General features: G+C 43.1%; 8 protein-coding genes. All 8 read right to left on the bottom strand.

Going from position 1 to position 13773, the window contains the following annotated elements; translation table 11 throughout:
• Position 1: 1 nt before the first annotated feature.
• On the bottom strand, positions 2-1264 hold the full coding sequence (pgaC, locus tag ACS72_RS12450; protein ID WP_008301903.1) for a poly-beta-1,6-N-acetyl-D-glucosamine synthase: 1263 nt from the start codon (positions 1262-1264) through the stop codon (positions 2-4).
• Positions 1261-3066, bottom strand: a complete 1806-nt coding sequence (pgaB, locus tag ACS72_RS12445) for a poly-beta-1,6-N-acetyl-D-glucosamine N-deacetylase PgaB (protein WP_048882301.1) — start codon at positions 3064-3066, stop codon at positions 1261-1263. The genes pgaC and pgaB overlap by 4 nt, the downstream gene beginning before the upstream one ends.
• A complete protein-coding gene (locus ACS72_RS12440) occupies positions 3066-5519 on the bottom strand; it encodes a porin (RefSeq protein WP_048882300.1) in 2454 nt (817 codons plus the stop codon). Before ACS72_RS12440 ends, pgaB begins: the two co-directional genes overlap by 1 nt.
• Before the next feature lie 149 nt (positions 5520-5668).
• A complete protein-coding gene (gene sucD, locus ACS72_RS12435) occupies positions 5669-6559 on the bottom strand; it encodes a succinate--CoA ligase subunit alpha (protein WP_008301898.1) in 891 nt (296 codons plus the stop codon).
• Positions 6560-6570: 11 nt separating this feature from the next.
• A complete protein-coding gene (sucC, locus tag ACS72_RS12430) occupies positions 6571-7737 on the bottom strand; it encodes an ADP-forming succinate--CoA ligase subunit beta (protein WP_048882299.1) in 1167 nt (388 codons plus the stop codon).
• 181 nt (positions 7738-7918) lie between these two features.
• Positions 7919-9349: a dihydrolipoyl dehydrogenase gene (gene lpdA / locus ACS72_RS12425; RefSeq protein ID WP_004893506.1), complete on the bottom strand. Its 1431-nt coding sequence runs from the start codon at positions 9347-9349 to the stop codon at positions 7919-7921.
• Between the two features lie 67 nt (positions 9350-9416).
• On the bottom strand, positions 9417-10631 hold the full coding sequence (gene odhB, locus ACS72_RS12420) for a 2-oxoglutarate dehydrogenase complex dihydrolipoyllysine-residue succinyltransferase (protein WP_004810833.1): 1215 nt from the start codon (positions 10629-10631) through the stop codon (positions 9417-9419).
• 18 nt (positions 10632-10649) lie between these two features.
• Positions 10650-13472 carry a 2-oxoglutarate dehydrogenase E1 component gene (locus tag ACS72_RS12415; protein ID WP_008301892.1) on the bottom strand — a complete coding sequence of 941 codons (2823 nt, stop codon included), beginning with the start codon at positions 13470-13472 and terminating at the stop codon, positions 10650-10652.
• Positions 13473-13773: the final 301 nt, after the last annotated feature.

Below are 13773 nucleotides of genomic sequence, written 5' to 3'. Positions count from 1 at the left end.
CTTATTTTACCTCTGTTTCACCACGGAAGCCTCGGTCTGGACTGATCCACCGTGCACGGGTTTGGGTTTTAAAAATGGTCTTCGGCAACGATACAACGGTCGTTAACATGGTTAAAATCCAGAAAAATAGTGGGTACCAGATTACCCAGAAATAACTTCTAAACATTCGACCTTTATCATATCTGCGGTCAATCCATAGACTGACCATGAACTGAATCAAACAGCTTGCGCCGAGAATCACACCATACCACTGCGGCAACAGAGAATTGATATACCACTCTGGGGCCACAGGAAAGAACAAACCATAAAAGAACAAGACAAATACACCAAACATGGTATATGCCCATAACACGCTAATCACAGATTCCAGTGCGATCGGCCACATGCGGCGCAAACGCCATTTAAATATTTTAGGAATATAGGCAAAGAGTACTTCAATACCACCTTGTGCCCAGCGTAATCGCTGCTGCCACAACCCTTTAAAAGTTTCGGGCATATAAATATAGGTGAGTGCTTGAGGGACATACTGCACATCCCAATGATCAAACTGCAAACGCCATGACACATCAATATCTTCGGTAATCATGTCATCACGCCAGTAACCAATACGATCCAGAGCAGTTTTTCTAAATCCGGCACAAACACCAGAGACAGTGAAAATACGACCATAAGTACGTTGTGCCCGCTTAATCAATCCGATAATAGAAGAAAATTCTCCAACCTGGACTTTGCCTAGTATGCTGGAGCGATTGATAATACGCGGGTTACCCGTTACCGCTCCGACACGCGGGAACATGGTTAAGTGGTGCATCATCCAGAGTACACAATGTGGATGCATTAAAGCATCGCCATCAATACAGATCAGGTACTCATAACCACTTACCATTGCGCCTGCACGTAGTGCATACGCTTTACCCTGGTTCTCTGCCAAATGTACTACACGTAATTTTGGATATTTTTCTGCCAGTTCATTTAGAATCTCTCCAGTCTGATCCGAACTGCCATCGTTAATCGCAATCACTTCAAATTTTGGATACTGACTTTGCATGGCATAGCGAATAGTTTGCTTGACCTGTTCAGCCTCATTAAAACAGGGAATTAAAATACTACAACCTGCTTCTTTGGGTTCAGGTAATGCTTTCTGATTCAGTTCGCGTTTTATAAAAAACCAGATTCCGCCAGCAATCCACATCCAGGCCATAAACAATGGATAGAAAAAAGCAAAGCCAAAGATGACATCATGTAAACTGATACTATTAATCATTTACGTTCTCCCTGCTGAGCCTGAAAGGGATCACGATAAACGAAAGGATTACTGTTTAAGCTAATCGATGCATAAAGTCTCTGTTGAACCTGCCCGGCATTTTTAAAGTTATAATTTTCAAGCGAAATCTTCTGGATACCTTGTCTACGTAAATTCGCAATACTATTAGTAATCCATTGATCTTGTTCTGATTGACCTGCCAAATCAAAACCGATCATCAAACGTTGTTTTTGTACGGAGGTCAACTGCTGAATATTTTTGAGCAACTGGTTATGCTCAGCTTTGCTGGTTTTTTGATCCAAAACCAGATAGATATAGTCTGAATCATCTGCCAAGGTTTCAAATAAGGCCTTCAGCCCCATAGTTTTATGGGTATTTATTTTCAGTACTGCCAAATAGACATTACTGATATTGGCATAGTATTTGGCACGTCGACTCGTATTTTGTTTTAAGTTAATAACTCGCTCAATCTGTTTCTTACATTCAGCCGACCACTGTGTACTCTCTACAGCACAATTTAACTCTTGGCCAGCATCTATCACCAAGCCTTCCAGATTGCTGTTATATTTGAATATATCTTCAACCAGCTGGACCATATTATAGCCCTGATTCATCATACTGAGCGGTAACTCTGCATAAACACGCTGATACGTACGGGTACGTGCTTGCCATAAAGTACGGTTCAGTAAATCCTGTTGCATTTTTAACTGGCTGTTCGGGAAGTAAGCTACATCAACCGTGCCATTACCATCGAGATCGGCAACAGGTTTCAAGATCAGCTGATTGGTTTTCAGCGCATCTAACTGGTTGAGGAACTGACCGAGTTTTTCATCAGCCTGTTTTATACTGGGCTGCGCAAGATCTTTCAAATTAAACTGAATAAAGCTCTTCTGCTCCAGATAGGGTTGCTTGGTGTGATACAAAAACTCAGACATTGCCTCTTTAATTTCTGCCAGGTTCGGGTTATTCATAATCAAGGCACGCTGATAAGTTTTTACTGAATCAGCCAATGGCGCCATAGTCCCGAGGCTAAAAGACATGCTTAGTCCTGCCTGCTTAGCAATATCTTCTGTTTCTGCTGTTACAGCACCATAGGGCCAGAAAATAGCATGAGTCGGTACTGACAATTCCTGTTCCAGAATGGCTTTAGAACGCTTTAAGTCTTCCAGCACACGCTGCCTATAAGCGAGGTCAGATTCATAACGTGCCTTTGTCAGATCATATATACGTGCAGTTGCAGCAGGCTGCATATTTCTTTGTGGATTCGAAATAACTCCACGATGCAGATTATGTGAATGCGATACAAACTCGACCAAGCCACTATTTTGCATTTCCCGCATCTGGTCCCAATTCATCAGATTATTTGCCCCATAGGACTCTATGGCATCTTTATGCTTGGTACCAATCCAGCTGGTTGGAATAGCAAAAACGGCATGTAATTTATATTGCCTTAATAAAGGAAATACTTGGGTATATCCGCTTAGTGCCCCATCATCGAAGGTCAAAAGTACCGATTTTTCTGGTAATGGAATTTTTTTCTCACGGGCACGGCGGATATCTTCCAAAGAAATAGTTTTCCAACCTTCACGTTTTAACCAAGCAAAATATTGCGCCAAATATTCAGTACTAATTGCATATTGATCACGATCACCCTGACGTGCTACATCATTCCTGACATCATGAAAAGTGAGTGTTACGAACTGGTTTTCAGGCAGATCCATCGCTTTATTTTCAGCATGAGTATATGCCATAAAAAGAGTTAAGCATCCTAATAGAGCGAGTGTATTTTTTATTGTTTTCATTAGAATCTCCCTTCAAATCCAAAACTTGCTTCGAGTCTATTTTCATCTTCACCGTCATAAGGGTGTTGCCCATAGGACACCCCATAATTCAGGGACCAAGTTCTGGTGATTTGCCAGAGGTGTTGATATTTCGCCAAATAAATCAGGCCTGAGTCATAATCTTCCTGGTCAAATACACCAAGATTTAATGAAAAACGTTGAGTCAACGACTGATCATAACTACGCCAGGTTACCCAATCATGTTCCAGACCTGCTTCTGCACTCCAACTTGAAGATGGATTGAAATAGGAAGTTTCTACATCATCTTTATTCGATGACCAAAATCCATATAAGTTCAGATGGGTTAAATGATGTGGAGCCTGGAAAATACGTTGCTTGAAATAGGTACCTAGTTCCTGACGCTCATTTCCGTCATCAATAGCAGTAAACTGATAGCTCAATCCAGCCTTTGTAGATTCATGCTGTTGCCAGTTTAAGTCGAAACGATAAGACTGCCCTTCATGTTCATCCTGTATCTGCAATGGAATCTCTGCTTGGCTGTTATAAGCCAGACCATAATTCCAGTGATCACTTAACCAGTGATTCCAGGTTATATTCACACCAAAGCGATCACCCTCGGTCGCTTGTGAAAGTGCTATAGTGGCATACTTACGGTTATCGACCCATTCCAGTCCTACACCGATCCGTTGATCATCTCGCTTACCTTCTTCATACTCTCCACTACGGTACTGATGCTCCACAAAAGCACGGTAATAATCCGAAAACCATGGGGTATTGAGTCGCGTCCAGCTTTGTTTCTCACGAGAACCATTCAGATTATTGACCAGATCTTGATCATCCGTTTCACTTTTCGCATAAAGACTATTATGTGAAATGGTAAACCGCTCACGATCTTTGAGCTCCTTATGACTACGTACTACCCCGGTATCAGTTCCTGCCCGCTCTAAAAGATCAGTATTGCTACTACGCCATGTCTGCACATCAAAGACAGCTTGTGCATTTTGCATGCTATTAATTCGGGTGGCTTGTGTTGATGGCTCTGTACCATTGAGTAAGGAAACTGTTGCCTGTGCTTGCAAAGGTTTTTCACGCCAACGCTGTATAGTCGCAAGATAATTGATGTAATTACGATTTCCTGGAGATTTATTTACCAGGTCCTGAAAATACAGTTCTGCCTTATCCAGCTGGTTTTTATAACTATAATGAAGACCTCTTAAGATCACATACTCATCCCGGTCCATATGAATCGTACGGTCTACACCTTTAGCCTGACTATAGAAGAAGATTGGTAAGCGCTGATCCATTTCCTTAATTACTTCATCAGCGGCTTTAAATTTTTCTTGTTCAATCAAGCTATAGTACAGACCTGCATAGACGTCATAGTCCACATAGTTCTTTTCTTTAAACAGACTGCGGTACAATATTTCCGCCTGCTTTGGTTTATGGTTGCGCAAATAGCTATCAGCTAGTGCATGTCTGGTATAGGCAGGCATCTGTTCTACCGGCTGATTGATTTTAGCCAGTTGGGCCAAAGCTTCAGCAGAACGTTGCCGTGCACTTAAGGCAAAAATATATTCATAATAAAATCTTTGACGTAACTCGGGATATTGGGCTAGCTCATTTTCATAAGCCTGCATTTCCGAAATCACCTGATCCAGCTCTGTATAGGCAATTTTGCCCTGATCCTTTTCACTTTGTACTTTATAGAAATCAATGGCATTACGAATATGTTGACTAAACTTGATCAGCTGTACTTCATGTTTGAGACGACTTTGCCCTTTACCCTCCTGCTGTAAATAACGGTTTGCACTGTCATAATCAGCACTGGCTGCCAAAGCCAGCACATACTGTTCCTGCACACTTTCCGAACGACTCATCGATAAAGCGCGAGTTGCGGTATTCAGTGCCTGTATAGGTTGTCTTAATAAGCGATAGGTATAAGCCAATTGTACCAGCTGATCAGCATTCAGCTGTTTCTGGTCAACTTTCCTGATTTGTTGCTCTGCCTGCTCCAACTGACCACTTTCCGCAAGCAACATGCCACGGTATAAATCCCATGGAATATCACTTGTGCTGTTTTTCTGAAATTTTGCTGCATATTGTTCAGCCAGCAAAAATTTACCCTGATCACGCAATAACATCACCAGAGGCAGTTGCCCATAGACTGGATATGTTGAAATTTTTAAGTGATTCAGATTGTAATCTTGCTGAATTAGGGGGGAATTATATTGTCGGCTTAACAAAATAAAGTCAGCCAGCAGGTTCATGTTCGCAGGATCTTTGCGTACCATTTCTGCGAGTATTTTAAGACCTTTTTGGGTATCCCCAGACTTAATTTGCTTGACCACCTGATGCCTTTGCGTGTCTGTAATAGCTGCATATAAAGGATTCAAGCTGATTCCTGTAGCAAGCAACACATAGGCGATTGAGTAATAGTTATTGTTATTTAGCATTGGCATTTGTCTTGTTATGTATTTTATTTATACAAACATTATAACAAAGTGCGATTTAGCTCACAATTTCATCCTGTCAGACCAAACTATTATGTATTTCTTCTAAAAAAAGCCCTCAATAAGAGGGCTTTATGTTGGACTTTTATTGTTTAGATTAAGCCTTTATCTTTCAGCAACTGATACATGGTCGAACCAAGCTCAGCAGGACTACGGGTATAAGCCATGCCAGCACGTTCAAAGGCTGCAAATTTTTCTTCCGCGGTGCCTTTGCCACCTGAAATAATCGCACCGGCATGTCCCATACGTTTTCCTTTCGGTGCTGTCACACCCGCAATATAACCCACCACAGGCTTAGTTACATTAGACTGAATATATTCAGCAGCTTCTTCTTCAGCTGTACCACCAATCTCACCAATCATGATAATAGCTTCTGTTTCAGGGTCTTCTTCAAACAGTTTCAAGCAGTCAATCTGGTTCATACCTGGAATTGGATCACCACCGATACCAATACACGTCGATTGACCTAGACCCAGTTTAGTCGTTTGCGATACAGCCTCATAAGTCAGAGTACCTGAACGAGAGATAATCCCGATCTTGCCTTTCTTATGGATATGGCCTGGCATAATTCCGATTTTGCATTCTTCAGGCGTAATAATACCCGGACAGTTTGGGCCAATCAGACGCGTGCCATTACCATTGGTTTCCAGATAGCGCTTGGCTTTTAGCATGTCCAGTGTTGGTACACCTTCAGTAATCACTACAATCAGCTCAATACCTGAGTCAACCGCTTCCACAATAGAGTCTAATACAAATGGTGCAGGTACATAAATTACAGAAGCATCGGCCTGAGTTTCTGTTACCGCTTCACGCATGGTATTAAATACTGGCAGATCCAGATGTGATTGACCACCTTTGCCCGGTGTTACCCCACCGACCACTTTAGTACCGTAAGCAATTGCCTGCTCGGAATGAAAAGTTCCGTTTTTACCAGTAAAACCCTGAACTAAAACTTTGGTGTCTTTATTAATTAATACGCTCATTGTGATACTCCTTAAGCTTTTACTGCAGCAACAATTTTTTCTGCAGCATCGGCCAGGCCATTTGCAGAAATTAATTTCAAACCAGATTCATCCAGTAATTTGGCACCAAGCTCAGCATTGTTCCCTTCAAGGCGAACCACAACCGGCACAGTGACATTTACTTCTTGAACTGCTGCAATAATTGCTTCAGCGATCATGTCGCAACGTACAATTCCACCAAAAATATTAATCAACACACCTTGTACAGAAGTATCTGCCAAAATAATTTTGAACGCCTCAATCACCCGCTCTTTGGTTGCACCACCACCGACATCGAGGAAGTTAGCGGGCTGACCACCATAAAGCTTGATAATATCCATGGTGGCCATCGCAAGACCTGCACCATTGACCATACAACCAATATTACCTTCCAAGGCAACATAGTTCAGATCAAATTCAGAGGCTTTTAGCTCACGCTCATTCTCTTGTGATTTATCGCGTAGTGCCGCCACTTCAGGCAAACGATACAGCGCGTTCGAATCGATCCCTACTTTGGCATCGACACAAAGAATGTCGCCATTTTCACGGACTGATAGCGGATTGATTTCAAACAGAGCAAAATCATTTTCCAAAAAGGCTTGATAAGCTGCAGTCATGACTTTAACAAATTGATTGATTTGTCCATCTTTAAGGTTTAAAGCAAATGCAACTTCACGTGCCTGGAACGGCAATAAACCAACGAGTGGATCAACTTCAACTTTAATAATTTTTTCAGGCGTTTCTTCTGCCACTTTTTCAATTTCAACACCGCCTTCAGTCGATGCCATAAAGGTAATACGGCGAGTTGAACGGTCTACCACAGCACCCAGATAAAGTTCACGCTCTACCGGATAAACATCTTCAGAGACCAGAATGCTGTTGACTGGTTGACCATTGGCATCGGTTTGATAAGTCACTAAACGTGAGCCAATAATTTGATTGGCATATTCAGCGGCTTCGTCGGCAGATTTAACTACCTTTACCCCACCCGCCTTACCACGCCCCCCGGCATGCACCTGGGCTTTTAATACGGCAAATTTTCCGCCCAGCTGTTGAAAAGCCTGCACTGTTTCTTCAGCATTTGTCGCAAGAATACCTTCCTGAACTGGCATGCCATATTTTTTTAATAACGCTTTTGCTTGATACTCATGTAAATTCATTGATTGACCTTTTACTACTTTTTCACTTTGTTATTACTGCGTCCAATATCCTGTGGCGCTGCAACATCGATATTGGAATTTATTAAAACGATGTTTTGATTCTTATCTTTATTTTTAGATGATTGTTCTAATAAAAACAACCATCAAATGTAAAAAGAGCGGCCTAAGCCGCTCTTTTTTATTACTTACGCTTACGCTGGATCGCGTGAATTGCACGACCATCCACTGCCAGAGCAGCTTCATGTACGACTTCAGAGAAAGTTGGGTGACCGAAAGTCATCAACTGCAAGTCTTCTACTGAAGATACAAATTCAAGTGCGATCATACCTTGGTGAACGATGTCAGACGCAGCAGGTCCAATCACGTGCATACCAAGTAGACGGTCTGTTTTCGCATCAGCAACAAACTTCACGAAACCAGCATTTTCGCCAGCAGCCATTGCACGGCCGTTCGCAGCGAAACCGAATTGACCAGTTTTCACCTCAATGCCTTTTTCTTTCGCTTGCTCTTCTGTTAAACCTACCCACGCCGCTTCTGGATGTGTATAAATTACAGAAATGATCGTGTCGTAGTTGACTTGTGCAGCGTGACCGTGAATACGTTCAACTGCCATTACGCCTTCTTCCATTGCTTTATGTGCAAGCATTGGACCACGTACCAAGTCACCAATCGCGTATACGCCTTCAACAGAAGTTGCACACCAATCGTTTACTTCAACTAAACCACGTTCAGTCAATTTAATACCTGAATCTTCAGCCAATAGACCTTCAGCATAAGCACGACGACCTACACAAACGATCAACTTGTCGAAAGTTTGAGTTTTGTCTTCGCCACCTTGAGTGTACTGAACAGTAACTTCACGGCCATTCACTTCAGTACCAGATACTTTCGCACCAACACGGATATCCAGACCTTGCTTCGTCAATACTTTTTGGTAGTCTTTTGCCAATGCTTTATCAGCCATTGGTAAGAATGCATCCATTGCTTCAAATACAACAACTTCAGCACCCAGACGACGCCATACTGAACCAAGTTCAAGACCGATTACACCTGCACCAATTACACCTAAACGCTTAGGCACTTCCTGGAATTCAAGCGCGCCAGTAGAGTCAACAATAATGTCTTGATCTACAGGAGCAACAGGAATATTTACCGGCACAGAACCAGTTGCAAGAATCACGTATTTAGGTTCTAAAACTTGAGTTTCGCCTTCATGTGAAACAAACTCAACTTTTTTGCCAGCGAGTAATTTACCAGTACCTTTTAACCATTCAACGCCATTGCCTTTAAGCAGACCGTCGATACCCATGGTCAATTGGTTTACGATTTTATCTTTACGCGCAAGCATTTTAGACAAATCAAATGCGACTTCACCAGTCGTAATACCGTGATCATCTAGATGATGAACAGTATCTTCATAACGGTGAGAAGAATCCAGAAGTGCCTTAGAAGGGATACAACCTACGTTTAAGCAAGTACCGCCTAGAGAAGGTTTACCTTTATGAATACGTTTTTCGATACACGCAACTTTAAAACCAAGTTGAGCTGCACGAATAGCAGCTTCATAGCCGCCTGGACCACCACCGATTACAACTAAATCAAACTGAGACATTTGTATCTCCAAAAACGAGTTCAAAGGATCGCTTCGAACTCGCTCTGATTATTCTTAAAAACTAAAATTATAGATCAAGGATAAGACGTGCTGGCTCTTCTAACAATTCTTTGATTGTTACAAGGAAACCTACAGCTTCTTTACCATCGATTAGACGGTGGTCATAAGAAAGCGCAAGGTACATCATTGGCAAGATTTCAACTTGACCATTCACTGCCATAGGACGTTCCTGGATTTTATGCATACCCAGAATCGCAGTTTGAGGCGTGTTCAAGATTGGAGTTGAAAGCAATGAACCGAAAGTACCACCGTTGGTAATTGTGAAAGTACCACCAGTCATGTCTTCAATTGCAAGTTTACCTTCACGCGCCTTACCAGCGTATGCACGGATACCATTTTCAACTTCAGCATAGTTCATGCGGTCTGTATCACGAAGTACAGGAACCACCAGACCACGGTCAGAAGAAACCGCTACACCGATGTCATAGTAACCATGGTAAACGATGTCGTCACCATCGATAGACGCATTCACTGCTGGGTAGCGTTTAAGCGCTTCAGTCGCTGCTTTAACGAAGAATGACATAAAGCCAAGACGCGCACCATGACGTTTTTCAAACGCATCTTTGTACTGGTTACGCATTTCCATGATTGGTTTCATGTTTACTTCGTTGAACGTAGTCAACATTGCTGTTTCTTGAGTCGCAGCAAGCAGACGTTCAGCAACACGTTTACGTAGACGAGTCATAGGTACACGTTTTTCGATACGCTCACCAACTGCAACGCTCAGCGGTGCAGCAGCAGGTGCTGCTGGTTTCGCTTGGTGGTTTGCAACATCTTCTTTGGTGATGCGACCGCCACGACCTGTACCAGATACGTCAGATGCAGCAATACCAGATTCAGTTAAAGCTTTACGTACTGCAGGTGCCTGGTCAGCAACTTGAGTACGCTCAACAATCGGCGAATTACCCGCTTCAGTTTGTGCAGCAGCTTGCTCAACTTTCTCTTCAGATTGAACTGCTTGAGTTTGTGTAGCGCCAGAAACAGCACCTTCTTCAAATTGAGCAATCACTTCAGCAGAAAGCACTGTGTCGCCTTCATTTTTGATGATTGATGCAATTGTACCGTCAGCAGGAGCAACAACTTCTAAAACAACTTTATCAGTCTCAATATCACAGATCACTTCATCACGTGATACTGCTTCACCTGGTTGTTTGTGCCAAGTTGCGATCGTACCGTCCGCAACTGACTCTGGAAATACCGGTGCTTTAATTTCGGTTGCCATTACTTAGAATCTCCTGGATTATTCAGCATCGATCGCTAGAGCGTCGTTAACGAGCTGAGCTTGTTGTTTTGCATGCAAATATGGTGAACCACACGCCGGTGCAGCAGAAGCTTCACGGCCAGCGTAGCTAATACGAACCTGTTTACCAGACTTCATTACGTCGTCATACAGACGTGGCGCGATGAAGAGCCAAGCACCTTGGTTCTTCGGTTCCTCTTGAGCCCAAACCAGCTCTTTCAGGTTTGGATACTGAGCAAGAACTTCAGCAAGACGTGCTTCTGGGTACGGATATAATTGTTCAATACGAACAATCGCTGTATTGTTCAATTCTTTTTCACGACGTTTTTCAACTAGGTCGTAGTAAACCTTACCACCACACAGCACCAGACGAGTTACGTCTGATTTGTTGATGTTATCTACTTCATCGATCACAGTCTGGAATGTGCCGCTTGCAAGTTCATCAAGGTTAGACACAGCTAACTTGTGACGCAGTAATGATTTTGGCGACATGATGATCATTGGCTTACGGATTGGGCGGATTGCCTGACGACGTAATGCATGGAAGATCTGTGCAGGTGTAGTTGGAGTCATCACTTGCATGTTGTCTTCTGCACATAACTGCAGGAAGCGCTCAAGACGTGCAGATGAATGCTCTGGACCTTGACCTTCGAAGCCGTGTGGTAGAAGCATAGTCAGACCACATACACGTTCCCACTTGGTTTCACCAGATGAGATGAACTGGTCGATCACAACCTGTGCACAGTTCGCGAAGTCACCAAACTGAGCTTCCCAGATGATCAAGCTCTTAGGAAGAGTCGTCGCATAGCCGTATTCAAATGCCAATACTGCCATTTCAGACAATAATGAATCATAGATCGCAACGCGTGGCTGATTCTCTTTGATATGACAAAGTGGAATATAGGTTGAGCCATCTACCTGGTTATGCAGTTTTGCATGACGGTGTGAGAAGGTACCGCGACCCACGTCTTCGCCAGTTAAACGAACCAAGTAGCCATCGTCTAGAAGCGATGCATATGCTAGAGTTTCAGCAGCACCCCAGTTCAATGGCATTTCACCAGTCTGCATTTTCAGACGGTCATCAATCACTTTAGAAACCTGACGCTGCATCACGAAGCCTTCTGGAAGCTCACGCATTTTACGACCAAGTTCTTTAAGACGTTCTAGATCACAAGTTGTATCCCACTCGTCTGTGTAGTCGTGACCTAAGTACGGAGACCAGTCTACGAACATTTTCTTGTTCGGCTCTAATACCAAGGCATTGGCAACGTGTTTACCTGCTTCAAGGTCTGAACGATAGTTTTCAACCATTTGATCTGCAGTTGCGCGGTCAAGGATGCCTTCTTGAACAAGTTTGTCAGCATACAAAGTACGAGTCGTCGCTTTCTTGTTGATGACTTGGTACATCATTGGCTGAGTTGCAGCTGGTTCATCCGCTTCGTTGTGACCACGACGACGATAACAGAACATGTCGATAACCACGTCTTTACGGAAAGTATGACGGAAATCATGTGCAAGCTGAGCAACAAACAATACAGCTTCCGGATCATCACCATTGACATGGAAGATCGGTGCCTGAATCATTTTCGCGATGTCAGTACAGTATTCTGTAGAACGTGCATCACGTGGATCAGAAGTGGTGAAACCAACTTGGTTGTTCACAACAATGTGCACTGTACCACCAACGGTGTAGCCACGCGTTTGTGACATCTGGAAGGTTTCCTGATTGACACCTTGACCTGCAAATGCTGCATCACCGTGAACGATGATTGGTAATACGTCATCACCACCGATGTCTTTACGACGTACCTGACGAGCACGTACCGAACCTTCAACTACCGGTCCAACGATTTCAAGGTGTGATGGGTTAAACGCCAATGCCAAGTGTACTTCGCCACCTGGAGTCATTACGTTAGACGAGAAACCTTGGTGATACTTAACGTCACCAGAACCTTTCTTATGAAGAGACTTACCTTCGAATTCGCCAAACAGGTCAGCCGGGTTTTTACCCATGATGTTAACCAGAAGGTTCAGACGGCCACGGTGTGGCATACCGATTACAACTTCTTTACAGCCAACAGAACCTGCACGTTGAATCACTGCATCAACCATCGGAATGAAAGACTCACCGCCTTCAACACCGAAACGTTTTGCACCAACGAATTTATTACCTAAGTATTTTTCTAAGCCTTCAGCTGCAGTCAAACGTTCAAGTACATGTTTTTTCTGTTGTGTGTTGAAACCAAACTGGCCACGTGCACCTTCAAGACGTTGTTGAATCCAACGTTTTTCCTTGGTGTCAACGATGTGCATGTATTCTGAACCAACAGTACCGCAGTATGTAGACTCTAATGCAGCAAGAATTTCAGCAAGCGTTGCTTCTTCTTTACCGATCGCAAGATTACCAGTATTGAATACTGTGTCTAAATCAGACTTGGTTAAACCATGTGCATCCAGTTCTAAGTCAAATGCTTGTTCGCGTTTTGCAAGACCTAATGGATCTAATTTAGCTTTCTGGTGACCACGGTTACGATAAGCCGCAATGAGTTGTAATACGCCAATTTGACGACGCTCGTGATCAGAACTTACTGTCGCTTGAATGACAGGCTGAACACGGCTTGAATTACGACCTAACAGTAGGAATTGCTCACGTACATTGCTGTGTGGTTGGTCACCTTTAGGGAACTTACCGAAGTATTCCTGCCAGTCAGCACCCACTGAGTCTGGAGCGGTCAGATACTGCTCATAAAGTTCTTCAATATACGCTGCACTATCAGCGCTAAGTTCAGTGTCAAGACGCAGAGCGTCAGCAACTTCTTGCATTTGTGGACCCATTTCCTATTGCAAAAACATTTTCAGGATGCTTTTTAAGCAAAACCCAGGATTAGTAATGTCAAATTGGTAAGATGACATTAGTCCCCCATAAGGCATAAGCCATGAGGCGCTATCACCACACCAAGAGCAACTCTTGATATGTTTAATGAACAATAACGCCCCTCAGCGGCATCATCACTCATCGAATACCCGATAAAAACCGAGCAATTTTTTTGCAAATCGACTTAGAAAAAACAAAGGCTTAAGCTGTATTTTTTCTAAAGCGACTCTAACTTACCTTTATATACCA

The organism is Acinetobacter sp. VT 511 (assembly GCF_001077515.1).
Taxonomy (GTDB): Bacteria; Pseudomonadota; Gammaproteobacteria; order Pseudomonadales; family Moraxellaceae; genus Acinetobacter; species Acinetobacter schindleri.
The sequence above is the reverse complement of the archived record's forward strand: the minus strand, read 5'-3'. Positions and strand labels throughout refer to the sequence as shown.

What these genes read in the sequence shown, in the direction of transcription:
- pgaC (WP_008301903.1), bottom strand. Translation starts at nt 1,264, where the DNA reads ATGATTAATAGTATCAGTTTACATGATGTCATCTTTGGCTTTGCTTTT.
- lpdA (WP_004893506.1), bottom strand. Translation starts at nt 9,349, where the DNA reads ATGTCTCAGTTTGATTTAGTTGTAATCGGTGGTGGTCCAGGCGGCTAT.
- ACS72_RS12415 (WP_008301892.1), bottom strand. Translation starts at nt 13,472, where the DNA reads ATGCAAGAAGTTGCTGACGCTCTGCGTCTTGACACTGAACTTAGCGCT.
- ACS72_RS12440 (WP_048882300.1), bottom strand. Translation starts at nt 5,519, where the DNA reads ATGCTAAATAACAATAACTATTACTCAATCGCCTATGTGTTGCTTGCT.
- sucD (WP_008301898.1), bottom strand. Translation starts at nt 6,559, where the DNA reads ATGAGCGTATTAATTAATAAAGACACCAAAGTTTTAGTTCAGGGTTTT.
- odhB (WP_004810833.1), bottom strand. Translation starts at nt 10,631, where the DNA reads ATGGCAACCGAAATTAAAGCACCGGTATTTCCAGAGTCAGTTGCGGAC.
- pgaB (WP_048882301.1), bottom strand. Translation starts at nt 3,066, where the DNA reads ATGAAAACAATAAAAAATACACTCGCTCTATTAGGATGCTTAACTCTT.
- sucC (WP_048882299.1), bottom strand. Translation starts at nt 7,737, where the DNA reads ATGAATTTACATGAGTATCAAGCAAAAGCGTTATTAAAAAAATATGGC.